This window comes from Pseudoalteromonas sp. KAN5 (assembly GCF_022846535.1).
In the GTDB taxonomy this organism is placed as follows: Bacteria; Pseudomonadota; Gammaproteobacteria; order Enterobacterales; family Alteromonadaceae; genus Pseudoalteromonas; species Pseudoalteromonas haloplanktis.
This window is the reverse complement of record NZ_AP025589.1, coordinates 1,782,798-1,807,847: the sequence shown is the minus strand read 5'-3', so window position 1 is coordinate 1,807,847 and position 25,050 is coordinate 1,782,798. Positions and strand designations below refer to the sequence as shown.

Sequence of the window (25,050 nt, the reverse complement as noted above, 5' to 3'; positions counted from 1 at the left end):
AAAGTGTTACAAAGCTTGTACCATCAAAAATACAGCCCATGTTACAATGCTTGTCATTTAAAAGGCTCTCTCATATAAAAGGAAAGTGATGATTGAAGTCATTGGTTTACATAAGCAATTTGCAGATAACATTCTATATAAAGATTACAGTATCAGCTTTACAGCACCGAGAGTATGCATAGAAGCGCCGAACGGCCAAGGTAAAACTACGCTACTCATGATGCTTGCAGGCCTTGAGCAAGCACAACGTGGGCAAGTATTATTCTCAGGAAAAGTGTTGTCAGAACCTTATAAACAGGTCGCAATTGCGAGTGACCGCATTGCACTGCCAGAGTTTTTAACCGCAAAACAAATTATTAATTTATCTGCTAAAGCGCTTAGTTGTCATTGGCCGATGGGGCTGATTGACGGTTTTAACTTTACTGAATTTTTAAATACGCGTTTTGATGCATTGTCATCTGGTAATCAGAAAAAGTGCCAATTAATTTTAGCCTTAATGCGGGATGCACCGTATTTATTATTAGATGAACCCAGTGCAGCACTTGATCAAACGAGTATTCAATACTTACTTGATTTGTTGGATAAATATTTAGTTGATAAAGCGCATGGGCAAATTATTATCACTTGCCATGAACCCGCACCGTTTATTGAACATGGTTTTGAGTGCATGCCATTATGAGTAAGCTTGTTATTAGCTCTACTATTGCACAATACCGTGCCTTTATGGACTATCGCTACCAGGCCTATAAAATTGAGCTGACTCAATTACTGCAGCAACTTAAAAATTTTGGCTTATTATTTTTAGTGGTACTTGGTTCAGCCATGCTCGGTATGATTTTGCTGTTATTTTTAGGGCTGGGCAAAATTATCGACAGTAGTGAAGCGCCGCAATATGGTGCGCAAATGGCGTGGTTGTATCTTTTGCTGCAAAGCGTGATGCTCAGTGCAATGAAGTCAGCCATTAAGAATAGTCAACAACGACTCTTTCAACATACTATTGTAAGGTCAACTTGGCTTGCGTGTATGGATATAAAGCTATTACTGTTAAGTAATGCTTGGTTGTTAGCAAGTGCTGTTATTGCGCTGGATTTAACTTTTACACAATGGCTAAGAGCACCACATTTTATACTTTTCATGTTGCTGCAATTTGGCTTAGGCGTACTGTGTTTGTATAAGCCACGAGCATTAATATATGGCTTAGGGTTTACGGCTGTTTTAGTATTGTTACCCATTAATATAACGTCGTTGGTTTATCATAGTAGCTTTATTGTATTATTTGCGCTGAGCATGTTACTGCCAGTATTTTTGTTAAACGATCGGCTATCGGTCAATTCACTCTTTACTTTTTGGTTAAGCTTTTTTATTCAGCACTGCTGGGTATTAGTATGGCGAGTGGCTTTATTGTTGTGCGTGTTCATGGCCATGACAACTTTACTCCATGAGCGTGCTGACTTAGCGGCTATATTTAGTGTACTAGTCCTTGCTTTTATAGTGTTGTTTACCAGCTCACTGCAATTTGATTGTGGCAAGTTACATGATAAGTATTCGCTGTTCTTTCAAGCAAACAACCAGCAGCGGTGGTTTTTTATCAGCCAATTTATCCCAAGCTGTTTATTCTTTTTTATCACACTACTCAGTTACCTGTTATTCGTAGCTAAAATAGGGTGGTTGTTATTAAGTCTGGGTGTTGTTTGGTGCGCTGTACAATTATATATCGCGCAAAAAAAACCAGCGCATTATGCGCTGGCTTGGATGGTTATCACAGGCTTGTTGCTTGCTTTAATTGCTTAATTCATAAGAGTTCAAGCGGCATCAGCCTCATTGTTAGTGCTTTTTCGTGCTGCATTACCTGCAAGTAAATCCGCAGGATCAAAATCGTCCACGTTAATCGCATCTAAGCGCGCTTTTTCAACACTTGCCAATTTATCAGCTTCGGCCTGAGTTAAAATACCAGCATCAAGGCCCATTTGTGCGACTTTATCAAGTTGGAAGAAAGGCAGCTTAACGCCTTTTTCACGGCATACCTTGTCAAATAGTGGCTCAACGGCTAGCACATCTTTAAGCGTTTGCTCTTGGCGACCAACTAAGTTAAGAGGCTCATTCGTCAAATAGACATAACTTGCTAAGCGATTACGAGTTTCACTAGGCACTTGTAGAATTTGCGCTAGTTTGTGCTCAAGTTTGTCAGTTGGTTTACGTACCGGACGACCAAATGGGAATAGCATAAGTTTTAATGCTGCGCGTAACGGTGCTGATGGCATATTATTAATTAAATCAGCTAAAGCACGCTGGCAGTGATAAAGGTGATCTTGGCAGCTCCATTGAACAAGCGCTAAGTCTTCTTTTTTGCGACCTTCATCGTTATAACGTTTAAGCGTAGCAGACACTAAGTATAAGTAGCTTAATAAGTCACCTAAGCGTGCTGAAATGCGTTCTTTACGTTTTAGGGAACCACCAAATACTGCCATGCTGATGTCAGACATCAATGCAAGGGATGCACTAAAGCGTGCAGCGGTGCGGTAAAACTCGGCTGTTTCATCTTTAAATGGTGTGCTTGCAAAGCGAGCACCGGTAAAGCTCATCCACTTAGTGCGAACTAAGTTTGAGATGGTAAAGCCAATGTGACCCATTAAGGCTTTATCGAATACTGCAAGCGCTTCTTCACGATCGTCAATTTCACAAGCACCTAACTCAGTTAATACAAACGGATGACAGCGAATAGCCCCTTGACCATAAATAATCATATTACGGGTCAAGATGTTGGCGCCTTCAACAGTAATGGCAATAGGCGCACCTTGATAGCCACGACCTAAATAGTTATTTGGGCCAAGCATGATGCCTTTACCACCGTGAATATCCATCGCATGGATAGTAGAATCACGCATTTGCTCCGTTAAGTGATATTTTATAATCGCAGATACCACTGACGGCTTTTCTCCTAAGTCAACCGCACCGGTAGACATGCTTACCGCTGCGTCTGAGCTGTAAGCGTAACCAGCCAGCTTTGCAAGTGACTCTTCAACACCTTCCATTTGCCCAATAGGTAAACGGAACTGACGACGAATACGGCTGTATGAACCACTGGCAAGCGCGATAGTTTTAATACCACCCACAGAGTTTGACGGTAACGTAATTGCACGACCAACCGATAAACACTCAACCAGCATGCGCCAGCCTTGGCCTGCCATTTCTGGGCCACCAATAATGTAATCAAGCGGTACGAAAATATCTTTACCGCGGGTAGGGCCATTTTGAAACGGCACATTCAACGGAAAGTGGCGACGGCCAATCTCAATACCTGGCATATCTGTTGGGATCAATGCACAGGTAATACCAAGCTCTTTAGTGTCTCCTAGTAGGCCGTCTGGATCTTGCATTTTAAACGCTAGACCAAGTACAGTTGCTACAGGTGCAAGGGTGATGTAACGCTTGTTCCACGTAAGGCTAATACCAACAACCTCTTCCCCTTCCCACATACCTTTACAGACAACCCCGTAATCAGGGATGGCGCTGGCATCAGAGCCCGCTTCTGGCGAAGTTAAGGCAAAGCATGGGATCTCTTGACCACTTGCAAGACGCGGAAGGTAATGATCTTTTTGCTCTTTTGTACCATAGTGCTGCAGTAATTCACCTGGACCTAATGAATTAGGCACACCAACAATTGATGAAAGCAAAGTAGATTTACTGGTTAGCTTTTGCAGCACACATGATTGTGCGAACGCAGAAAATTGTAAGCCGCCGTATTCTTTTTTGATGATCATGGCAAAGAATTTATTATCTTTTAAGTATTGCCATACATCTTGTGGTAAATCTGTCAGCTCGTGAGTTGCTTGCCAATCATCGAGCATGCTACACACAGTTTCAACAGGGCCATCGATAAAGGCTTGCTCTTCGATAGTCAGTTTTGGCATAGGGTATTGGTGTAGCTTATTCCAATCAGGGCGACCACAGAATAAATCAGCTTCCCACCAGGTCGTACCGGCATCAATCGCTGATTTTTCAGTTTCAGACATGGTTGGTGTTACTTTCTTAAACGCTGCAAAAATAGGTTTAATAATGTATTGCTGGCGAATACCAGTAACAGACAGTGGCACTGCGATGATCAAAAAGATCAACCAGCTAATTGCGCCAAAAGCACCTGCAAAGGTACCAATAACAAGTGTTGCGATGGAAACGCCTAAGGCTGTATTCCAACTCGCTCTGTGGTAACTCGCGATGCTAAGCAGCACGATTAAACCAAGTACAAATATGAGTGTCATGTATTTAATCCTTAATAGAGGTCAGACCACCTTTGGTTAGAGTAGCGCTAGAGCGAATAATTATCAAGTAGCTTAGTAAAAATATCAGAGGCTTAAATTTACACGCTGTATACTTCAGCATACTGCTAAAGTCACAATTAGTCTGTACGGTTTTTAAGAAAATTATACGCAATGTATTTTAGTTTTTCTTACTTGCCTTGCTGCAGCTTATGTTTAACAATGCAGCTACAGCCTAGGTTACGGGTTTACTCTTTTTAGAAGCCATATTTTAAAAGTATAAGAATAGTCTAAAGGTTAATTTATTTTATGTGTGAGTTGCTTGGCATGTCGGCGAATGTGCCTACGGATATTTGTTTTAGTTTTTCAGGGTTGTTAGAGCGCGGTGGTAACACGGGCCCTCATAAAGATGGCTGGGGCATTACTTTTTATGAAGGTAAGGGCTGTCGTACCTTTAAAGATCCTGAGCCGAGCTGTCAGTCAGAGATAGCTAAATTAGTAAAGGCGTATCCCATAAAAAGTGTATCGGTAATAAGCCATATTCGCCAAGGTAACCGAGGCCGTGTGTGCCTTGAAAACACCCACCCGTTTACTCGCGAATTATGGGGCCGGGAGCTGACCTATGCTCATAATGGTCAACTTTCGAATTACCATGATTTAAAACCTGAGTATTACCGACCGGTAGGTAACACTGACAGTGAGCTGGCTTTTTGTTGGTTGCTGGACAAAATTCGCGAAAAATACCCAAAGCGCCCAGCAAATATGGCTTCGGTTTTTCGTTATGCAGCGAAGCTTGCTCACACGTTGCGAGAAAAGGGCGTATTTAACATGCTTCTTACCGATGGTGTATATGTACTGGCGTATTGTACTAATAACTTACATTGGATCACCCGTCGTGCGCCGTTTGGTAAAGCAACGCTAATTGATGCAGATATGGTGGTGGATTTTCAACAAGAAACCACGCCGAATGATGTGGTGACTGTAATTGCAACTCGACCACTGACCAACGACGAACGTTGGCAAAAAATGGAGCCTGGTGAATTTGCACTGTTTAAAATGGGTGAGTTAATTTAGCCGTCAGCCGTCAGCCGTCAGTTTTAAAGTGTGGATTAGTCATAAGTCATAAAACGAAAAGCCCAAGTTATGAATGTCATACTTGGGCCTTTCATTTTATCTAGGAAACAAATTTACTCTGGGGCAATTTCGCTTTTTACGGCTTCTGGAACTGCAACAGGGCTGGTAACTGTGAATGACTTAAGCTGCACTTCAAACTGTTCCATGCCTTTTTCGCCTTTCCACATTCTGACTAGCATGTAGTCCATTTCAGGGGCAAACCAGGCTAATGCTTGGCGTTTGTCGTTATCGTAAAGACGTTTTACTTTAATCGCTTCAATATTACCGATTGGTAATGAAATCATTTCTTTACCAACGACTTCAAAATTATAGTCGCGACAATTCCCTTTTTTGTCTACCAGTGGGTATGAAAAACTGGTTTTACCCATTTTTAACTCTTCACGAACTTGTACTTGGTATGAAATAGAGTCTTGGAATTGATCTGTCCACTGACACTCGAGTGGGTATTTGCTCTCGCTGCTACTAATTTGTTTTTTAGCGTTATCAAATTGCAGTGTATATTCTTTATCTGGACCGGTGCCGGTGCGGATCATACTGTAGCTGACAGGGGTTACTTTTTCATCAGTATACGTGAAGTTTGATGTTTCTTTGCGTGAGTCTGAGAAGATCATCCACTCAATATCACTGTGGTAGCTAACTTGGTAGCTGTTATCCGCTAATTTTTTTAATGTGCGAACACCTTGGCCATGACTTTCACCTTTGCGCAAAATATCATAGTTAGCTTCAAATTGAGTGAGTTCACCGGCCATTAAACCAGTAGGAAGTAATAAAGTGCCTGCACAAAATAGCAAGGCACTTTGTTTTTTATTCTGGGTAGTGCGCGCCGTGTGCAGGAAGTTGTTTTTTGTCAAGAACTGCATAATCTGCTTCCATCGTAAGTCGTTGTTCACTGAACCATTTGACCACCAAAGGGTAGATTATATGCTCTTGCGCGTGCACTCGTTGTGCAAGTGTCTCGGCAGTATCATCTGCCAGCACCGGAACTTTGGCTTGAAGAATAACCGGTCCGCCGTCTAATTCTTCAGTGACAAAGTGCACACTTACGCCATGAACGTCGTCTTTTGCATCAATTGCTCTTTGGTGGGTATTCAGCCCCTGATACTTAGGCAACAAAGAAGGATGAATGTTCAACATTTTTCCTTTAAATTTTTGCACTAAGCTAGGAGTAAGAATACGCATAAACCCAGCTAATACAACTAGATTTGGTGTAAAAGAATCAATAACGTTCATTAATTGCGCATCATAGGCTTCGCGTGAGTCAAAATCTTTATGGCTGAGCACCGCTGTTGCAATGCCCGCCTTTTTTGCTCGTTCTAGGCCATAAGCGTCTGCTTTATTGCTGATCACAGCCGCTATGTTTGCGTTTATCTCGCCATTATTACAGGCATCTATAATGGCTTGTAAATTTGAGCCACTGCCTGAAATTAAGACTACTAGACGAGAAGGGGCCATTAATCACGGCCGCCTAGGATTTCTACTTGCTCTTCGCCCGCTTTAGCATCGTGGATTTCACCAAGGTGCCATGCGTTTTCGCCAAGATCTTTTAAGATGCTTAAGCTTTGCTCAAGTTTATCGGCTGGAACAACTAAAACCATGCCTACGCCACAGTTGAATGTGCGGTACATTTCATGAGTTGTGATATTACCGTTTTCTTGTAGCCAGTTGAAAATACCAGGCCACTGCCAGCTATCACCTTTAACTACCGCTTTTGCAGATTCAGGTAAAACGCGTGGGATGTTTTCCCAAAAGCCGCCACCTGTGATATGCGAAAGCGCATGTACGTCAACTTGCTTGAATAATTCAAGAAGCGGTTTAACGTAAATACGCGTTGGCTCAAGTAGTGTGTCGCCTAAGGTTTTACCGTCTTCAAATTCAGCGCTAGTATCTGCATTTGATACTTCAAGTACTTTACGAATTAAAGAAAAACCATTTGAATGTGGACCGCTAGATGCAAGTGCGATTAGTTGATCACCCGCAGCTACTTTAGTGCCATCGATGATATTTGCTTTTTCAACTACGCCAGTACAAAAACCAGCCATGTCGTAATCTTCACCTTCATACATACCTGGCATTTCAGCAGTTTCACCACCAATTAATGCACAGCCAGAGATCTCACAGCCTTTGCCGATACCGGTTACTACGTCAGCCGCAGTATCAACATCGAGCTTGCCCGTTGCATAATAATCTAGGAAAAATAATGGTTCAGCGCCTTGAACGATAAGGTCATTTACACACATAGCAACTAAATCGATACCCACGGTATCATGCTTTTTCAAATCGATAGCTAAACGTAGCTTAGTACCTACACCGTCAGTGCCTGCAACTAATACTGGTTGCTTATAACCAGCTGGGATTTCACAAAGTGCGCCAAAGCCACCAATTCCGCCCATAACTTCAGGACGACGGGTTTTTTTAACTACGCCTTTAATACGCTCAACTAGTGCGTTACCGGCATCGATATCTACGCCCGCGTCTTTATAACTTAGAGACTGTTTTTGTTCGCTCACAGGATTTCCTCAAAAAAGTTGCATGGTTTTGCATGTGTATGCTTAGAAACGCGCGTATTTTACAACAATTGCAGGTGCGCGGCTAGTTCAAAAATAACTTTAACAATATTCACAAGGACAGTTGTCCGTATAAGTAAAGTTTCAAGTGATGGGGTGAAAGTAGCAAGTATAGGCACTTTCACCACTTTTAAGCTGTTGTTAGGCTTTAGCCGTTAAAATTGCACGCAGTGGTGCAGGGTAGCCTTCAATCGTTTTACTTATATCGTTTGGATCTAAAAAGTCGACGAGTGACTCATTTTCCATCCAATCTGATTTACGTTGTTCTTCAAGCGTGGTAATTGCACAGTCTTTTACTTGTACATCTTTAAACCCAACGCGCTCCATCCACAGCTTTAATGCGCTCGTGCTTGGAATAAACCACACGTTGCGCATTTTTGCATAGCGGTCAGTAGGCACTAATACTGTGTTTTCATCGCCTTCAATCACCAGTGTTTCAAGCACGAGCTCACCGCCTGGGCGAAGTTGTGCCTTTAATTGCGCTAAAAAATCAATGGGTGAACGGCGATGATAAAGCACGCCCATTGAAAATACTGTATCAAACGCCTTCAATTCAGGCAGGGCTTCAACACCAAGCGGTAATAAGTGAACATTTTCGTCTGGGTTAAAATGTTTGATAGCTTGGAATTGGCATAAAAATAAATCTGATGGGTCAATCCCCACTACAAACTCAGCCCCTTCACCGCGCATACGCCATAAGTGATAGCCAGAGCCACAGCCAATATCTAATACGGTACGGCCTTTAAGGGGCTCAATATGCGGCAGTAAACGATCCCACTTCCAATCACTACGCCACTCAGTATCTATTTCAATTCCGTGTACACTAAACGGACCCTTTCGCCACGGCATCATGCGTTTTAATAAATGAATGGTTTGCTTTTGCTCGCCTTCAGACATTTCGCCAGCAGCGCCAATTTCTACTTTATCAGTGATATTTACATGATTAGTGGTTACTTCTGGCAAGTTTTTTAAAACCTTTTGCCATTTAGGTAAGTCACCGTGACTAGCTTCGCTTTGCCAGTGCTTTAATTGGCTTGGCAATGTTTCCAGCCAATGACTCAACGGGCTTTGTGCGATAGCGGCGTAAAATTGGTTAAACCATAAAGACATTGAATATTTCCTAAATTACTTAATTGCTACCAACGAGCAAAAGTTAAAACACTGATACCACACTTGAGTTTGACTGAAGCCAATATTAGTAAGGCGATTAAGATGAGTGTTTAATGTATCTGGGCGCATAACATTTTCAATCGCGGTACGCTTTTGGCTGATTTCAAGTTCTGAATAGCCATTGTGACGTTTAAAATCATGATGTAAATCAATCAGCAAGTTGTCGCATTGCTCGTTTTCACCTTTGATTTTTTCACTCAATAGCAGTACACCGCCGGGCTTTAAATTGGCGTAAATTTTTTCAAGTACAGCTTGGCGCTGTGCTGGAGGGATAAACTGCAAAGTAAAGTTCATCGCAACCACGGATGCGTTTTCAATAGCGAGTTCGTTAATATCGCCAAGGGTTACTGTAACCGGCACCTCTGAGCGAAATCCCTGTAAATGCAACTTACAGCGCTCAACCATGGCTTGTGAGTTATCCACGGCAATAATATGGCAGTTGTCGGTGCGGATATTACGACGCATACTTAACGTTACTGCGCCAAGCGAGCAGCCTAAATCATACAGGTTTGAATTACTCTGAGCGTATTCGCCTGCTAACTTACCCATGGTGCTGACAATGGTGGCGTAACCCGGCACTGAACGCTGGATCATATCAGGGAAAACTTCTACTACATGTTGGTCAAAGCTAAAATCTTTAACCGCTTGCTCTGTGGCATAAATACTGTCTTTTACAGTCACACAAACAGTCTCTTTAAAAAATAATAGGGCTATTTTAGCATTTTATGCTGGATAGTCAGTGATAATTTCAGTAGCTTGGCTAGAATAATGAATAACAAGTATAAAAAGAGAAGTTTATGAGCAAAAGTAAAGTAATTAGTACGGACGACATTTTGGCAACGCTGTGTCATTCAGTAACAGGCGTTTTATCATCAGCAAGTGGTAACGATATTAGTTATTCAGCCATGGTACAAAAGATAACACGTACCTGTATGCGACCTGATATCGGTTGCTTTGTATTGTTTGATGGTGGCTTTACAGGGCTAGTTATTACTAACTTTACTTCGCAAGCAGCAATGGAAATTTATCACGATTATATGCGCAGCATGGGGATGCCTGAAGAAGAGCTGGCACACAGTCACCTATCAGACGACGTATCAAATGTGCTTGGTGAATTGATGAATCAGATCGTGGGTGATTTCACCTCAAAAGTGCGCGATCAGCTACATACCTCAATCACGCAAAACCAGCCGAAAATGATGGCTATTAATAAGCAAGTACAAATATCGGTTGATACGACGATGGACAGACCACAGGCACGTCGTGTGACCTTTACCACCGGTAAACAAAATATTTTTTATTTAGAATTAGCGATGGATAAAACTGAGTTCATTAAACTACATGACTTTGATATTAGTGAAGCGGTGGACCCTGACGATATTATTGAAAACGAAGCAAAGCATAAAGCCGAGAAACAAAAAGCGGCAGAAGAGGCGGCTAACGCAAGCGATGCAGACGATGATTTTATGGCTGAGCTTGGTTTATAAAGCTACGGAGCTTTACAGCTTTAAGTAAAACAATAAAAGCGCAAGTGTCTCTTGCGCTTTTTGGTTTAAGTAACTTGAATCCAAGTCTTTAGGAATATGGGTTTCTAAATGAAACCCAATTACATAATTAGCGGATAATCATTTGCTCACGCTCAGGGCCTACAGATACCATGCTCACAGGCACGCCCATCAGTGCTTCGATGCGTTCAACATAGTGTTGAGCGGCCGCAGGTAGACTGTCAAAGGTACGACAACCGGTAATATCTTCATGCCACGCTGGCATACTTTCATATATTGGCGTTAAAGCGGCTGTTTGTGGCCAAATAGGGTTTTCGCTGTGATCGCCTGCATAACCAATACAGATTTTTAAATCTGTCATGCCAGATAGGCAATCAATTTTGGTTAAAGCAATTTCAGTGGCTGCTTGTAGCTCAACCCCATTACGGGTTGCAATCGCATCAAAATAACCCATATCACGAGGGCGGCCTGTTACGGCGCCGTATTCATTGGCGCTTTCGCGAAAGTTATCTTGCTCTGCCATGGCGGTAACGAGTGTGCCTGTACCCACAGATGAACTAAACGATTTAGCCACAGCAATAACACGTTCAGGACGCAGCGCAGGTAAACCGCTGCCAATTCCTGCATAGGCGGCAGTTACGTTTGATGATGTAGTATACGGGTATTCGCCATAGACTAAATCCCGGCCAGCGCCTAGTTGCGCTTCAAATAATAAGTTGGCATCTTGCTTTTGCAGCGCTTTTAAAGGCTCTGTAACATTACAGATAAATGCACGCCACGGAGCAGTGACGTCTAATAGCCATTGAGTTATTTGTTCAGCCGTTTGTGAATAATCACAACTTGGGTAAAGGGCTTTGAGCTGTGGCATTTTCCAATCGAGCATAAATTGAATGCGCTCTAATAAAACTTCTGGTTGATTTAACCAACCCACTAAAATGCCTTTTTTCATGACGCGGTCGCCGTATGCTGGCGCAATACCTTGACGCGTCGAACCGTACGCAGCATCACCTAAACGTTGTTCTTCAAGTGTGTCTTCTAGGGCGTGTAACGGCAAGCACAGGGTTGCACGATCAGAAATACACAGCTTTACCTCAACACCAGCGGCTTTTACTTCAGCGATTTCTTCGCTTAATGCACCAGGGCTTATCACCATACCGGGGCCTAATACGGCAATACAATCTGGGTTAAAAATACCGCTTGGTAATTGATGTAATTTAAAGGTACCAAACTCATTCACCACGGTATGACCGGCGTTGTTACCACCTTGAAAGCGAATGCTTGCTGATGCGTTCTCTGCTAAAAAATCGACAATGCGGCCTTTGCCTTCATCACCCCAGTTTGCACCTACAACAACAATTGACGGCATAATTTACTCTCCAAATTGATTGAATGAATATGGTATGCCCACTATCTAAATAAGAGAAATTAATTATAATTATTATCCTGATAAGAATTTCATATCAATTTGGGTGATCAAGGACATCAAGATGTTAGATATTCATTGGTTAAAAACCTTTGTTACATTGGCGGAACTAAAACATTTTGGTAAAACCGCCAATGCGCTGCATATGACACAGCCCAATGTTAGTTTGCATATTAAGCAACTAGAAAAAATGACACGGGTAAAACTGATCGAGCGTAATCCGTTTAGTTTAACGCAAGCAGGTTTACGGCTATTGCAGTCTGGGCAAAAAACCTTGTGGGAATTACAGGTGTGCCAATCTGATTTAAATGCGATTAATGAGCTACGCCAAGGCACCTTGACGATTGCGGCCAGTGATATTATTTCTCGGTTATTATTGATTGAGCCGTTTCAGCTGTTTAAACGTCAGTTTCCAGGTATTGATTTTACTTTGCTCAATACGACGTCTTCACAAGCATCGGCGTTGGTGAAAAATGCCGAAGCTGATTTAGGGTTTGTTATTGCCCAAAAAGAAAGTGAGCCGCTGCACTTTACCCAGCTACAGCAAATAAAATGGTGTGCGCTGGGTAATCATTTACAGTTATGGCAGCAAGCTAAAAATAACAACACTATAACGCTAACCGAGCCACCCACATTAATTTTACTCGGCCACGATACGCGAACGCGAGAGTTACTCGATAGTGCATTACCGTCGTTAAATTTACCTGATTACCGAGTAATGGAAGTGGGCAGTGTGGATGCGCAAATTGATTGGGCTGAAGCCGGATTTGGTGTCGCTATCGTGCCAGAATTTTCACTACGTAGTAAAGCAAACTTAACCACGACAGTCACCGCGTTACCACAATTTCCAACCACGAGCTTAGGCTATATTGTGCGGCAAAATCAGGTGCTCTCAAAAGCAATAAAACAATTACTGTACTGGGTTAATGAAGAGATCTCACGTAGCTACCAAGAAAAATAGACATAGTTGCTCATTGCTAACGATTAATTTTTTGCAACTACAAAGTGTAAAGCGTGTATGCATATATTAAGATGCTGCGCTGGCAGTTTTAATACTGCAATTATTCAGACCTATGCGGACCCTCTATTTAATGAGCTATTTTAAAAATTTAATTACAAAATTTATAATTATGATGCAACAGCGGCCAGGTTTATTGGCGGTTTTCGCATTTTGTAGTGGGGTGGCAAGTTATGTGTTGGTTGAGCGTAAAGAGTCATACTCGCAAATTATAGCCATACTATTACTTGTTAGTTGGGGGTGGTTGATAGTTGATAACTGGTTGCGTGATAAAGTGGAGCAGCGCTTTGGCGTGGCAGTATCTCCTAACTTTATGCGTTTTGCCCTGCAAATGGTGCAGCAAGAAAGTTTGTTTTTTGCTTTGCCGTTTTTTTTAGCTGTGACTTCGTGGAACCATCCACAAGCTGTTTTTACATCCTTAATTATACTTTGCGCGTTTATATCGGTTGTCGATCCTCTTTATTATAAGAAGTTAGCCAAGCACAGCATTCTGTTTACAGTATTTCATAACTTTGCGCTGTTTGTAGTTATTTTAGTTACTTTGCCAATTTTACTTAATCTCACTACAAGCCAGAGTTTAGGGATAGCTTTGATCACAGCGATTATTTTCACCTTGCCGAGTTTAGGTAATTTAATGCCTAACGCTCGATGGTGGCGGTTTCCATTATTAGTGTTACTGCTGTGTATGCTAAGTGCTGGTTTATGGCAGCTACGTAGTTGGGTACCTCCCGCAGCGCTTCGTTTAACAGACATCACTTTGTCGCATCAAGTTGATGTTGAGCAGCGTAAACCCGTAGGCAGTATTAAGCACCTTGACGCTAACTCATTACATCAACAAGGCCTGTATAGTTGGACTGCGGTTAAAGCACCAAGAGGATTAAACGAAAAAATATTTCATGTGTGGATCCATAACCGTGAAATAGTGGATCGCATTGCATTAAACATCAGTGGTGGCCGAGATCAAGGCTATAGAGCATGGACGCACAAAGTCAACTTTCCTGCAAACTCTGTTGGTAAGTGGCAAGTACACGTTGTCACTGAGTCAGGACAATTGATTGGTCTAACTAAATTTACAGTTACTAAATAGGCTATATCAAACTTTAGACTGTTGGGATTAGTTACTTTCACTCTCTTCCTAGTTTATGATTTTACAAGGAAACAAAAATAATAATGTATTATAAACTTTTAAAAAGCTCACTTGCAGGCTTGCTTTTAATCGCAAGCCAAAGTGTTTTTTCACAAACAAATAAAGATAGCTTTTACGACTATGTTGAACTCTCTATGCGGTTTTTTACTAATCAAATATCAGAAAAAAACTTCATAGAAAGTGCAAGTAAAATGGGTATGTTACAAAGTCCGACATTACAAAGTAAAATTTTTAACTATCAGGTTTTTAATAAACGAAAAGAATTAGCGAAGAGGGCAGGTGTTAAAGTTGCCTATAAAATTACTGAGCAGGACTGGGAGGCATTATTAACGATAGATCCCACGCTCTATGCGGCGCAAAAATCTAGCTATTTCACCGTTTACGGTGATACGCCGCTTGACTCGATCAGGCTTTTAAAAGCAGAACTAATCGACAGAGGAGAAAAGCAAGCCGCAGCTCAAGTTTCTGCGGCCTTAGGTCAGTCGTTATCATTTCGTGCAGGAGAAACCATTGCCGCTTTAATAGAGTATTTATATGCATTACCTGAGCTGCCAACTTTTGAAGATTCTAAAGGGGATTTTTTTTATTCAAAAGAATTTGTACTCAGAAGAGTCATATCTAGTTTTTATTTAATGGGGGCGTATGAGCGAGCAGATGAGTATATACAACAACTTTTTTCAATAAATGCGCATTACCTAGAGAGCATAGATTACCCTGAGCCACATTTTCAGTTTGCATTTGTATTGGCGCAGGTAGGTGAATACGAAAAAGCATTAGCAATATCAAATAATTTCATACAGAAAGTAGAAACTAAAAACTTATCTAATTCGGCAAAGTTATATGCGCTTCTTGCAAAAGCGGGCGTGCTAATACACAGACAAAAAGATGAGGATCTAAATCTTGCAGCAGACATTCTATCAAGTGCTTCACTTAGTTTCGATTCTAAAGTTTTAACTGAAACGGTAAGAAGTATTGCAATACAAACTCTACTGTATGCACTTAATAACGAGCGTAATAACGTACTTATTTCAATTAAACGTTTAGAAAAGTATGTGCAGTCTCATCAAGAAAAATTTAGAGATGCTGATTTTCGAGATATTGCTGAGTTAGAGCGTTTATCTTATCAATTGATCGGTGAATCTGAGCTTGCGGTGCGGGCATCGTCTATTAGTTTATTGGCAGAAAAAAAAACTGATCCTTCACTCTTTAAACTCGTCTCTAGATAAACTTGGTAATTATCTACAAAGGGATGTTGAGCTACTTGTACTTGAGCGAATAAAAGCTGAGCATGAAAAGCAGAACTTACAGCTAAAAACGCAAAACTTACGATTAATTATTTTAAACTTGGTTGTATTGTTATTAGTTTTATTAATAATTTGGCTTTGGCAGCGTCAGCGCTTTACTAAAAAGTTAGCAGAAACAGACACATTAACCGGTGCGATGAATCGTAGAGCGATGTATACGTGGATTAATAAATTAATGCCTGTCAATACATCTATGTGTATTTGCCTCATAGATTTAGATCATTTTAAAAAAATCAATGATACCTATGGTCATGGGACGGGAGATGAGGTATTGGAGACTTTTAGCACGATAGTACAAAACCGAATACGAAAAACAGATAGGCTTTGTCGATTTGGTGGAGAAGAGTTTTTATTGGTGCTGAATACTGTAGATAAAATAGAGGCACAGGCACTACTTGACGAAATTAGAGTTACTTTTGAAGCGCATAATCAGTGGAATAGCACGTCATTTATTTTTTCTGCTAGTTTTTCAGCCGGAGTCATTCAATTAACAGGGACAGCTGAATTAGATGCTGTTATTTCCCAATGTGATAATTTACTTTATTTGGCAAAGGGAAATGGTAGAGCTAAAACAGAATCTTCACTTTTTTGTGCTGCTTAATGATGCTTTCTGTTGAAGTCTAAATAAGGGTTGCTGCCTTGTGCCACTAACACGCAAAATATTCGTAAATCGAGCTCTAGCTGGTGGTAGTTTGGCTCCATGTGACAACATAACTGATAAAAGCTTTTGTTATGGTCTTTTTCTTTAAAGTGGGCGAGCTCGTGGACGACTAAAGCTTTTAGTAATTCTTCTGGTGCGCACAGTAAATCACTATTTATGGCTAAATCGTGTTTGCGGGTTTTTCCCTGCATACGATAGGTGTGTGTGCCTAGTGCGTTAGTCACCATGTCGCCTTGTTTTTTAAATGCGGCGCGGCCAAACGGCGGCGCGTTTTTTAAATAGCGTTTTTTAAGTTCGGTGGCGTATGTGTACAACGACTTGTCATTGGTGATGGTATGGGCATGCGGGTATTTTTTAGTTAAATACGCGCCGTGTTTATCATTATCAATAAGCTGTATAACTTGGCTGACAATTTGCTCTGGGTAGCCAGTAAAGTAGCGTTTAAAATCACTCATTTAATACTTCTGTCGTTAATAAATTAAAAAAGACTCGCTTGGCTGGCTTCCTTTTCGCCAATAAAAGGGCTGAGCACTGGGTGATCGTAACCTAAATCTTCACAAAATGCCCGCGCTAACAATGGGGCTTGGCGGTTATCTGCGGTATGAAAAAATACATACGGGTGTTTGCCTTCATCAAGCCATTGTTTTACTTTTTTAAGCCAAGGTTGGTAATAGCTTTTATAATCGTGCTCTAAATCGGCAATCACAAAGCGAGCCATAGGTTGACTGCCTGTTGCAATTGCATGTACGGGTAGATGCGGCTTTTTTTGCTGGGCATCAATGAGCGCCGCTGTATTAGCTTTGACAGCAAACAGGGCACGGGTATCCATGGCAATACGGTTAATATTATTTGCGATTAATAGCTGATTTAACGCAATTTCCGCCGCCCCTTTTTTGAAAAACTCAGGATGGCGTACTTCCACGCCATAACTCAAACCTGTGGGCAGTTTTGTAATAAACTGCGCTAATAATGGCAATTGCTGCGGACTAAAACTACTGGGAAGCTGTAACATGATCTGCCCAATATGGGGCAATAATGGTTCAAACAAGTTAAACCAAGCAGTCAGTTCATCATCTACATTTGTCAGTTGCAATTCATGACTAAAGCGTCGGTGAAATTTAAACGTAAATTTAAAGTCACTATTAACAGCCCCACGCCAGCGGTTTAATGAGTCTACGCTGGGATCAGCATAGAAACTGGTATTGCCCTCAACGGAGTTAAACACCTGAGCGTACTCGTGGAGCATCTCGGCATTTTTGCAGTGACTTGATAATAAATTACCTTTCCACGCGGTACTTGACCACTGCGGACACCCTAAATACAACATAAAATGGTTAACTGATAGTGTGTTTTTGTTAGTGTAACAAATATCTAGAATGACTGAAAATTGAATGCTAACAGGACGCTGCGAGGCTCGCATTTTCAAGTAACTTGGGTATAATGCTTCCCCTAAAATGATTTATAAATAGTGGCTTTATCTCCCCAAAAACGTCAAATTCTTAGGGAAAGCGGCTATTAGTCTTACACTGACAGGAATACTATGCGCTCTATATACTGCGGACAGCTAAATAAAACTCACGTAGATCAAGAAGTTGAATTATGTGGTTGGATCAATAAACGTCGTGACCTTGGTGGGTTAATTTTTGTCGATTTACGCGATAGAGAAGGTTTAGTGCAAGTTGTATTCGATCCTGAAGTTGAAGGCTTAATGGATACAGCTAATAAATTACGTCAAGAGTTCTGTGTTCAGCTTAAAGGTGTTGTACGTGCTCGCCCAGAAAGCCAAATCAATAAAGACATGGCCACCGGTGAAGTTGAGATTTTAGGCACTAGCTTAACTATCATCAACCGTTCAGAGCCATTACCACTTGATTTTAACCAAGTGAACTCTGAAGAACGTCGCTTAAAATACCGTTATCTAGACCTTCGCCGCCTAGAAATGAGTGATCGTATTAAGTTACGTGCTAAAGCGAGCAGCTTTGTTCGTCGTTTTTTAGATGAAAACGGTTTCTTAGATATTGAAACACCAGTACTAACTAAAGCAACCCCAGAAGGCGCACGTGATTACTTAGTACCGAGTCGTGTTCACAAAGGTAGCTTTTACGCTTTACCGCAGTCTCCACAGTTGTTTAAACAATTGTTGATGATGTCGGGCTTTGACCGTTACTACCAAATCGTTAAATGTTTCCGTGATGAAGATTTACGTGCGGATCGTCAACCAGAGTTTACCCAAATCGATTTAGAGACTTCATTCATGAGCTCAGATCAAGTACGTGGTATGACTGAGAAAATGATCCGTGAAATGTGGCAGTCATTATTAAACGTTGATTTAGGTGATTTCCCAGTGATGCCTTACGCAGAGGCAATGAGCCGTTTTGGTTCGGACAAGCCTGACTTACGTAACCCGATGGAGCTTATTGACGTTGCTGATTTAGTAAAAGACGTTGAGTTTAAAGTATTCTCTGGCCCTGCCAATGACGAAAAAGGCCGCGTTGCGGTATTAACTGTGCCAGGCGGTGCCGCGCTTTCTCGTAAGCAACTAGATGACTACACTAAGTTTATTGGTATTTACGGTGCGAAGGGTCTGGCATGGATGAAAGTAAACGACCGCGATGCAGGCGCTGAAGGCGTACAATCACCTATCGCTAAATTCTTAAATGAAGAAGTGATCAATGAGCTACTAGCGCGTACTAATGCACAAACGGGTGACATCATTTTATTTGGTGCAGACAAACGCAACACAGTAAATGAAGCGATGGGCGCATTACGTCTTAAGATCGGTGTTGATTTAGAAATCACTAACCTTGATAGCTGGGCACCACTTTGGGTTGTTGACTTCCCAATGTTTGAAGAAGATGACGAAGGCACATTACACGCAGTACATCACCCATTTACAGCACCAAAAGAGATCAGTGCAAGTGAGCTTGAAGCGAACCCTGCAGCGGCTATTTCAGATGCATACGACATGGTATTAAACGGCTACGAAGTAGGTGGTGGCTCTGTACGTATCCATAATGCTGATATGCAAGAAGCTGCATTTAGAATATTAGGAATTGAAGCACAAGAGCAGCAAGATAAATTCGGTTTCTTACTAGATGCTCTTAAATACGGCACGCCACCTCATGCAGGTTTAGCATTTGGCCTAGACCGTTTGGTTATGCTACTTTGCGGCACCGATAATATTCGTGACGTAATTGCATTCCCTAAAACAACACAAGCGTCGTGTTTACTGACAGATGCACCAAGCAAGGCTAATGCGGATTCGCTAACTGAGCTTGCTATCAGTGTTGTTGAAAAAGCAGAAAAGTCAGCAGAATAAGTGATTAATTAGCACTTAATTTTGCAATTGATTTAAAAAACCCTTAGGTGTATGCCTAAGGGTTTTTTTGTGTTTTAATTTATCAGTTAAATAAAATAATAAAGGAATAATATGTCTATTGATGCGACGCTTTTGGGAACAATCATCTTAGTTTTGGTGCCTGTATTTGCGCTTGTTAGTTACTTTTTGGGAAAACGTAAAACAACAACGCCTATTATTGTTGCCGTGATAGGTGGGTTTTTAGGCTTAGTACCTGTGCTTGGGCTTATTTTTATAGCTGTTTTGGCACTTAAGAGTGATTTAGCTAAAGAAGCGGTTTGATGTTTTCACAAAACGATTATTACGATCAGCAATTTGCAAACTGTACGGCTACATCGCAGCGCTTTAGCGACATAGAGTTTGAACAATGCCTGTTTATAGAATGCGATTTTAGTCAAAGCCAATTTAGTAGTTGCCGCTTTATTGATTGCGAGTTTATGAATTGCAACTTGAGTGACTTAAGTTGGAACTACAGCTCACTAGAAGAGGTGAGTTTTAAAAGTTGCAAGTTAAACAGCATTGTTTGGGGGCAGGTTAATTGGCCGCAATTGGCATTAACCTCGTCTGTCAGCTTTAAAAGCTGTGAGTTAAGTCATAGCTCTTTTTTTGAATCGCAGCTAAAAGCCTTAACGATGACAGACTGTTTTGCTAAAAATGTTGATTTTAGACATGCTAACTTGGCCGCGAGTGATTTTACTGGCACAGATTTTAGAGATAGCCTATTTCATCAAACTAACCTTAATAAAGCTAATTTTGTTGGTGCGAGTCAGTTTAATATTGATATAAAAAATAATGAAGTGAGTAATGCCAAGTTTGAGCGGCTTGAAGCGTTAAACTTATTAACGGGGTTAGATATCGAGTTGGTAGATTAGCCGTTATTTCACGGCTAATCTTGCGCAAAATTAGCAGGCAGGGCCATTTTTGTTTCGTGCACTGGCAAGTGCTCTGGCAATTTCGAGTAGTGCAGGGGTAATATCACTTGCACCTTCTTTGATAAGTTTTGATACATCACCTGATGAATACAGGCTATCGCGTGGTGATTTAATCCCTAATTCACGAACGAAATCTTTGGTTTTCCCCGTGCTACCGGTTTCAATAAATTTAAAAATAATACGTTCGTTATTATTTTTTGGCTCGGCTTGTAATACCGCGATTTCGTCTTTGTAAGCTTCAATTCGGCTTTGTAAGATGTCGATGCGTTGTTCAATGCTGCTATATGATTTCATGGCTACTTTCTAGATAAACGTAAATATTACCGTCATTATCGCATATATTTTTAATTAATTTTAACTTTGCTGAAAGTAAGGGGTTTTACCTGAGCCTAAGTCATATACAAATTACACTAAAAAAATTAAACTCATTGTAAATTAAATAAAAATTATAAAGATCATACGATGTTCCACACTTTACAATCCCTCGTAGTATTTGTTTTATTTAGCTTAAGTACCCTGAGCTATGCCAATAATGAGGTGATCGTTGATAAAAACCGCGACCGTGCTATTGCGATAAATATCGCATTGCCAAGTAATGGATTAAGTTGCAGTGAACAAAACAAATGCCCAGTGGTTTTCATTAACGCCGGTTATGGTATCTCTCATACTGACTATCAATTTGCTGCTGATATTTTTACCAGCAGAGGCTATTTAACCATTGCCGTTGCTCATGAATTAAAAGGCGATCCTGCACTGGATCCTAACCAGCCTTATATGGCAACGCGCATGGAAAATTGGCACCGAGGTGTCGTGACCCTCAAATTCTTAGTGAATGAGTTGAACGTTCGCTACCCAGCGTATGACTTTAGCCAGTTAACGTTATTTGGTCATTCCAATGGCGGTGATATCTCAGCGCTTTACGCGGCAATCTACCCAAACGAAGTGAGTGCAGTGATCACCTTAGATCATCGCCGTATGTTATTGCCACGTAATAGAAATATACTTGTGCTGACATTGCGCGGCAGTGATTATCCAGCTGATACGGGAGTTTTATATAAAAAAGACGAACTTACCCGTTTCCCTGTGAAGCAGGTTTTTTTAACTAATGCACGACACAATGATATGTTCGATGCTGGCCCTATCGAGTTACTCAATAAGATGAAAAGACATTTAAGTGAGTTTTTGGCTGAGCAATGAATAGATAAGTAGTTTATAAGGAGTGAATTAACAATGAAGTGTTTTTTGCAGGGAAGCATAATTTTTTTACTTTTAGTTACGTTTATGCCCTATGTCGAGGCAAGGGAGGCTGATTCAACAACGGGACTACATGTAACAATTGATGTAAAACCCGATGGCAATCTTATTATCACGGAGCAGTTTGATATAACAGCAGGTGGTTACATATTTAAGCATGGTATTTTTAGACGGATCCCATTGTTACTTAAGGGGCGTTATGGCGGTGAATACTTAGCTGGCTTCAAAATGCTAAGTGCTCAGTTAAATAATACATCAACACCTTACCAAGCAACCATTTCAAATGGGAAGGCAATTATAAAAGTAGGTGATCCCGAAAAAGAGTTAGATTATGGACCTGCAAGCTTTGTTATTACTTATCAACTATCAGATGAAATTCGATTTTTTCAAAATTATGATGAATTATATTTTAATGCCATTCCTCATCAATGGGCAACTTCAATAGATAAGTCAACGGTTGTAGTTAACCTGCCTGAACAAACAAAAGCTTTGAAATACAAAGCCTATACCGGCTTTTACAAAGAGAAAGAAGAAAATTACATTGTTGAAAATCCAGAACAAAATCAATTTAGATTTACGCCGACGCAAGAGTTAGGTCTTGGGCAAGGGATGACAATTGTTCTCGCACTGCCTAAAGGTATAACCGATCAACCTTCGGTATTTTATTTTATATTCTTACTGGATCTTTTAGAGTGGATTTTGTTAATCACGTTTGTGGCTACAGTGGGCAGTTTTGTTTATTGGTCTTGGCGTAAGGTTGGCATTTATCCAGATGAAAATATCAAAACTTCAGATACTATAGATGTGCCCAGCGAGATAAGTCCTGCAATAATTAATTACATATTAAACCACGCAATTTTTTCAAATAGTACAATGAGAGATTTAACTTCTGCCAGCACTCACTTAGCTATTAAAGGCTATCTAGACCTAAAATATGAATACCTGCCCGATGATAGTGGTATCAAAGAAGGCTCATTTTATACCCATACATTAACATTATCACTTAAGACAAACCTACCAAACACCTCTTTACCAAAAAATGAACAATGTATTCTCGATTGGGTTATTAAGCAGGGGGGAGTTACCAAGTTAGCCGTGAAAATAGAAAGAAAAATCGAGAACTCTTTAAACTTTTTTCTAGTGCGATTAGCAAAGATTTAAAAGCGACAAGTATTTTCACGTGGAATATTAAATACACACTTTTTACTGTTGCTTTGTCGTCGGTATTTGTTGGCTTACAATTGATATTTGGCGTTTCAGATTGGACTGATATTCTGTGGGGACCGCTTGTTATTCTTATGACTGCTCCTGTGGGCATTATATGGTTGGCCATTTACGAAAGTATTTTTGAGGGCACTGATGAGAATGTTGAGCCACAGTGGGAAAAAAAGGGCTTACTTATATGCATTACATGGCTTCCTTGGATGTGGCTTCTTTGTAGTTTTTTACCTTTGTTGTCGATCTCGATGGCTTTTTTATTGTTACTTAGTATAACTGCATTATCTTTAAATCGCGGCCCCTCCCAATACGGGAAGCCGTTACTGGTGAGTTCAATGCAAATACGAAAATATATATCCGCTAAAAAACAGCCTGAAGACGATCTCTTGCTCACTGAAACTGAATATGAGCAATTTTTACCTTATGCAATTTCGCTTGATTTAGATGATGAATGGTGTACTCGATTTGATGAAGTTCTGAGGCTTAAAAGAGGGCAATTTAGAAAACAAAAAAGACGCAAAAAGAAGAAAGTTTCTGGATCCCCTAACCCTTATAGATATACACCGTTGTGGTTTTCAGGTAGTTTTTCTGATCAGACTGAATTTCTTAATAGTGTAGATGGTATGAGTTATTCAGCTTTAGGGAGCTCAAGTGTTTCATCCTCTATGTCGAGTTCAGGCTTCTCCACTGGTGGCGGTTTTTCTGGCGGCGGTGGCGGTGGAGGTGGCGGTGGGGGTTGGTAGGCAAATGATAGCAACACTAAATTTTAGGTTTATAAATCAAATGCCCAAGTAGGAAGTTTGCTGTTAACCTAGCAACTCACTGACGATCAATGGATTATTATGTAGCGTTTTATGAACCGGGCATTTGTCGGCGATTTCAAGTAATCGCTGACGTTGTTCGTTTGTTAAATCACCCACTAGGGTGATTTTTCGCGTGATGGCTTCAAGCATATCCGTTTGCTCGCAGTTATCGCAATCATTGTGATAGTCTCGAGTGTGGTCCAACTCTACCTTGACGTGATCTAGTGGCAAGTTTTTACGGCTTGCATACATACGTAAAGTCATCGCGGTGCATGCGCCAAGGCCTGCCAATAAGTGATGATACGGATCGGGTCCTAAATTACTGCCGCCGACTTTAATGGGTTCATCTGCAAGCCAAGTGTGATCTTTGGTGCTGACATGCTGAGTAAACACATGATCTTTTTCTTCCACTAATACATTGCCATTATTAAGTTTAGCTGTGTATTGGCTGTTATCGAAATCCACATAACGTTTTGCCCATGACGCTATAACGTCTGCTGCGTAATCGGCATCGTTTTTGTTGGTAAGTAAATGATCGGCGTTATCGAGGCTAATAAAGCTTTTTGGGTGTTTAGCCGATGCATATATTTTTTCGGCTTCTGAAATATTTACAGTGGCGTCGATTGGGGAATGCATTACTAATAATGCACGTTTTAACTTGCTGATATGACTACGGTCATAATTAGCAATGTCGTCTACAAATTGCTTTTTAATTGTAAACTCGCGACCAGCTAAGTTGACTTTTGCTTCCCCTTTATTGTTGATCTCGTCTAAATGAGCGGCAAAGTTGTGAGCAACGTGCTGGGCATCTGATGGAGCGCCAATGGTGGTAATGGCTTGTACTTCAGAAATATGTTCAGCAGCTGCAAGTACCGCCGCGCCACCTAAGCTGTGGCCAATTAATAACTGGGGGGCTTTAAAATGCTCGCGCAGATGATCCGCGGCTGCGATTAAATCTTGGATATTTGATGAAAAGTTGCTGTTAGCAAAATCACCATCACTGTTACCAAGGCCTGTAAAATCAAAGCGTAATACCGCAATGCCTTGTTGAGTGAGAGCGCGGCTAATTCTACTGGCAGCGGCAATATCTTTACCGCAGGTAAAGCAGTGGGCGAATAGGGCGTAAAATTTAACCTCACTGGCGGGTGACTCTAATTGTCCGGCAAGGGCTAATTCACCACTTTTAAATGTTACCTTTTGTCGCATGAAATGTGCCTTACTGTTGATAGAAAGAGGAGATTATTTAAGAGTAGACCATTTTAATAACGGTTTGATTTCAATTTGATTTTATCATTTTGCAGAA

At 40.9% G+C, this 25,050-nt stretch carries 25 protein-coding genes; 14 read left to right on the top strand and 11 right to left on the bottom strand.

Translation table 11 applies throughout. The features are described 5' to 3' along the window. Positions 1–88: 88 nt before the first annotated feature. Entirely contained in the window at positions 89–679 is a 591-nt protein-coding gene (locus KAN5_RS07910; RefSeq protein WP_016707724.1) for an ATP-binding cassette domain-containing protein, read from the top strand. Next, positions 676–1,791, top strand: a complete 1,116-nt coding sequence (locus KAN5_RS07905; RefSeq protein ID WP_244390871.1) for a DUF6136 family protein — start codon at positions 676–678, stop codon at positions 1,789–1,791. Before KAN5_RS07910 ends, KAN5_RS07905 begins: the two co-directional genes overlap by 4 nt. An 11-nt stretch (positions 1,792–1,802) precedes the next feature. Here the strand turns inward: KAN5_RS07905 and fadE are convergent, their stop codons facing one another. Next, on the bottom strand, positions 1,803–4,259 hold the full coding sequence (gene fadE, locus KAN5_RS07900) for an acyl-CoA dehydrogenase FadE (RefSeq protein ID WP_016707722.1): 2,457 nt from the start codon (positions 4,257–4,259) through the stop codon (positions 1,803–1,805). Between the two features lie 306 nt (positions 4,260–4,565). On the opposite strand from fadE, the gene KAN5_RS07895 reads away from it, so the two are divergent. Beyond that, a complete protein-coding gene (locus KAN5_RS07895) occupies positions 4,566–5,330 on the top strand; it encodes a class II glutamine amidotransferase (protein ID WP_016707719.1) in 765 nt (254 codons plus the stop codon). A gap of 113 nt (positions 5,331–5,443) precedes the next feature. Here KAN5_RS07895 and KAN5_RS07890 read toward each other — a convergent pair whose 3' ends face one another. From KAN5_RS07890 to cmoA, 5 genes are all read right to left on the bottom strand, one after another. Continuing rightward, positions 5,444–6,139 carry a DUF3108 domain-containing protein gene (locus tag KAN5_RS07890; RefSeq protein ID WP_244390937.1) on the bottom strand — a complete coding sequence of 232 codons (696 nt, stop codon included), beginning with the start codon at positions 6,137–6,139 and terminating at the stop codon, positions 5,444–5,446. 55 nt (positions 6,140–6,194) lie between these two features. Further along, complete coding sequence (gene purN / locus KAN5_RS07885) at positions 6,195–6,842, bottom strand: phosphoribosylglycinamide formyltransferase (protein ID WP_016707717.1); 648 nt, start codon at positions 6,840–6,842, stop codon at positions 6,195–6,197. Beyond that, a complete protein-coding gene (gene purM, locus KAN5_RS07880; protein ID WP_016707716.1) occupies positions 6,842–7,897 on the bottom strand; it encodes a phosphoribosylformylglycinamidine cyclo-ligase in 1,056 nt (351 codons plus the stop codon). Before purM ends, purN begins: the two co-directional genes overlap by 1 nt. Before the next feature lie 198 nt (positions 7,898–8,095). After that, positions 8,096–9,064, bottom strand: coding sequence for a tRNA 5-methoxyuridine(34)/uridine 5-oxyacetic acid(34) synthase CmoB (gene cmoB / locus KAN5_RS07875; RefSeq protein ID WP_016707715.1), 969 nt, complete (start codon positions 9,062–9,064; stop codon positions 8,096–8,098). Between the two features lie 15 nt (positions 9,065–9,079). After that, a complete protein-coding gene (gene cmoA, locus KAN5_RS07870) occupies positions 9,080–9,805 on the bottom strand; it encodes a carboxy-S-adenosyl-L-methionine synthase CmoA (protein ID WP_016707714.1) in 726 nt (241 codons plus the stop codon). Between the two features lie 116 nt (positions 9,806–9,921). Between cmoA and KAN5_RS07865 the strand changes: the two genes are divergently transcribed. Next, complete coding sequence (locus tag KAN5_RS07865; RefSeq protein WP_244390870.1) at positions 9,922–10,611, top strand: DUF3334 family protein; 690 nt, start codon at positions 9,922–9,924, stop codon at positions 10,609–10,611. 127 nt (positions 10,612–10,738) lie between these two features. Here KAN5_RS07865 and KAN5_RS07860 read toward each other — a convergent pair whose 3' ends face one another. After that, positions 10,739–11,995, bottom strand: coding sequence for an adenylosuccinate synthase (locus KAN5_RS07860; RefSeq protein ID WP_016707712.1), 1,257 nt, complete (start codon positions 11,993–11,995; stop codon positions 10,739–10,741). Between the two features lie 121 nt (positions 11,996–12,116). Between KAN5_RS07860 and KAN5_RS07855 the strand changes: the two genes are divergently transcribed. The 4 genes from KAN5_RS07855 to KAN5_RS07840 all read left to right on the top strand — a co-directional run bounded on the left by KAN5_RS07855 (position 12,117) and on the right by KAN5_RS07840 (position 16,122). After that, entirely contained in the window at positions 12,117–13,013 is an 897-nt protein-coding gene (locus tag KAN5_RS07855; RefSeq protein WP_244390869.1) for a LysR family transcriptional regulator, read from the top strand. A gap of 130 nt (positions 13,014–13,143) precedes the next feature. After that, a complete protein-coding gene (locus KAN5_RS07850; protein ID WP_016707710.1) occupies positions 13,144–14,157 on the top strand; it encodes a DUF5924 family protein in 1,014 nt (337 codons plus the stop codon). 194 nt (positions 14,158–14,351) lie between these two features. Continuing rightward, entirely contained in the window at positions 14,352–15,443 is a 1,092-nt protein-coding gene (locus KAN5_RS07845) for a hypothetical protein (RefSeq protein WP_244390868.1), read from the top strand. A gap of 127 nt (positions 15,444–15,570) precedes the next feature. Continuing rightward, positions 15,571–16,122 carry a GGDEF domain-containing protein gene (locus KAN5_RS07840; protein WP_244390867.1) on the top strand — a complete coding sequence of 184 codons (552 nt, stop codon included), beginning with the start codon at positions 15,571–15,573 and terminating at the stop codon, positions 16,120–16,122. On the opposite strand, the gene KAN5_RS07835 is transcribed toward KAN5_RS07840, so the two are convergent. Together KAN5_RS07835 and KAN5_RS07830 are read right to left on the bottom strand one after the other, a co-directional pair. Beyond that, positions 16,119–16,637 (bottom strand): YgjP-like metallopeptidase domain-containing protein, encoded by a 519-nt coding sequence (locus tag KAN5_RS07835; protein WP_244390866.1) that lies wholly within the window; start codon positions 16,635–16,637, stop codon positions 16,119–16,121. The two genes, KAN5_RS07840 and KAN5_RS07835, sit on opposite strands and share 4 nt — an antisense overlap. A gap of 23 nt (positions 16,638–16,660) precedes the next feature. Beyond that, complete coding sequence (locus tag KAN5_RS07830) at positions 16,661–17,509, bottom strand: DUF72 domain-containing protein (RefSeq protein ID WP_138555772.1); 849 nt, start codon at positions 17,507–17,509, stop codon at positions 16,661–16,663. Positions 17,510–17,722: 213 nt separating this feature from the next. Here KAN5_RS07830 and aspS point away from each other — a divergent pair, with 213 nt between their 5' ends. From aspS to KAN5_RS07815, 3 genes are all read left to right on the top strand, one after another. Continuing rightward, positions 17,723–19,501, top strand: coding sequence for an aspartate--tRNA ligase (gene aspS / locus KAN5_RS07825; protein WP_016707707.1), 1,779 nt, complete (start codon positions 17,723–17,725; stop codon positions 19,499–19,501). 111 nt (positions 19,502–19,612) lie between these two features. Continuing rightward, positions 19,613–19,822 (top strand): hypothetical protein, encoded by a 210-nt coding sequence (locus KAN5_RS07820; protein WP_016707706.1) that lies wholly within the window; start codon positions 19,613–19,615, stop codon positions 19,820–19,822. Continuing rightward, positions 19,822–20,412 carry a pentapeptide repeat-containing protein gene (locus KAN5_RS07815; RefSeq protein WP_244390865.1) on the top strand — a complete coding sequence of 197 codons (591 nt, stop codon included), beginning with the start codon at positions 19,822–19,824 and terminating at the stop codon, positions 20,410–20,412. The genes KAN5_RS07820 and KAN5_RS07815 overlap by 1 nt, the downstream gene beginning before the upstream one ends. 30 nt (positions 20,413–20,442) lie before the next feature. Here the strand turns inward: KAN5_RS07815 and KAN5_RS07810 are convergent, their stop codons facing one another. Continuing rightward, positions 20,443–20,766, bottom strand: a complete 324-nt coding sequence (locus KAN5_RS07810) for a hypothetical protein (RefSeq protein ID WP_138555753.1) — start codon at positions 20,764–20,766, stop codon at positions 20,443–20,445. Positions 20,767–20,934: 168 nt separating this feature from the next. Here KAN5_RS07810 and KAN5_RS07805 point away from each other — a divergent pair, with 168 nt between their 5' ends. From KAN5_RS07805 to KAN5_RS07795, 3 genes are all read left to right on the top strand, one after another. After that, positions 20,935–21,669, top strand: a complete 735-nt coding sequence (locus KAN5_RS07805; RefSeq protein WP_244390864.1) for an alpha/beta fold hydrolase — start codon at positions 20,935–20,937, stop codon at positions 21,667–21,669. Positions 21,670–21,702: 33 nt separating this feature from the next. Then, positions 21,703–22,887 carry a DUF2207 domain-containing protein gene (locus KAN5_RS07800; protein ID WP_244390863.1) on the top strand — a complete coding sequence of 395 codons (1,185 nt, stop codon included), beginning with the start codon at positions 21,703–21,705 and terminating at the stop codon, positions 22,885–22,887. A gap of 80 nt (positions 22,888–22,967) precedes the next feature. Further along, positions 22,968–23,687 (top strand): hypothetical protein, encoded by a 720-nt coding sequence (locus KAN5_RS07795; protein WP_244390862.1) that lies wholly within the window; start codon positions 22,968–22,970, stop codon positions 23,685–23,687. 63 nt (positions 23,688–23,750) lie between these two features. Here the strand turns inward: KAN5_RS07795 and KAN5_RS07790 are convergent, their stop codons facing one another. Continuing rightward, entirely contained in the window at positions 23,751–24,953 is a 1,203-nt protein-coding gene (locus KAN5_RS07790) for a bifunctional alpha/beta hydrolase/OsmC family protein (RefSeq protein ID WP_244390861.1), read from the bottom strand. Between the last annotated feature and the right edge of the window lie 97 nt (positions 24,954–25,050).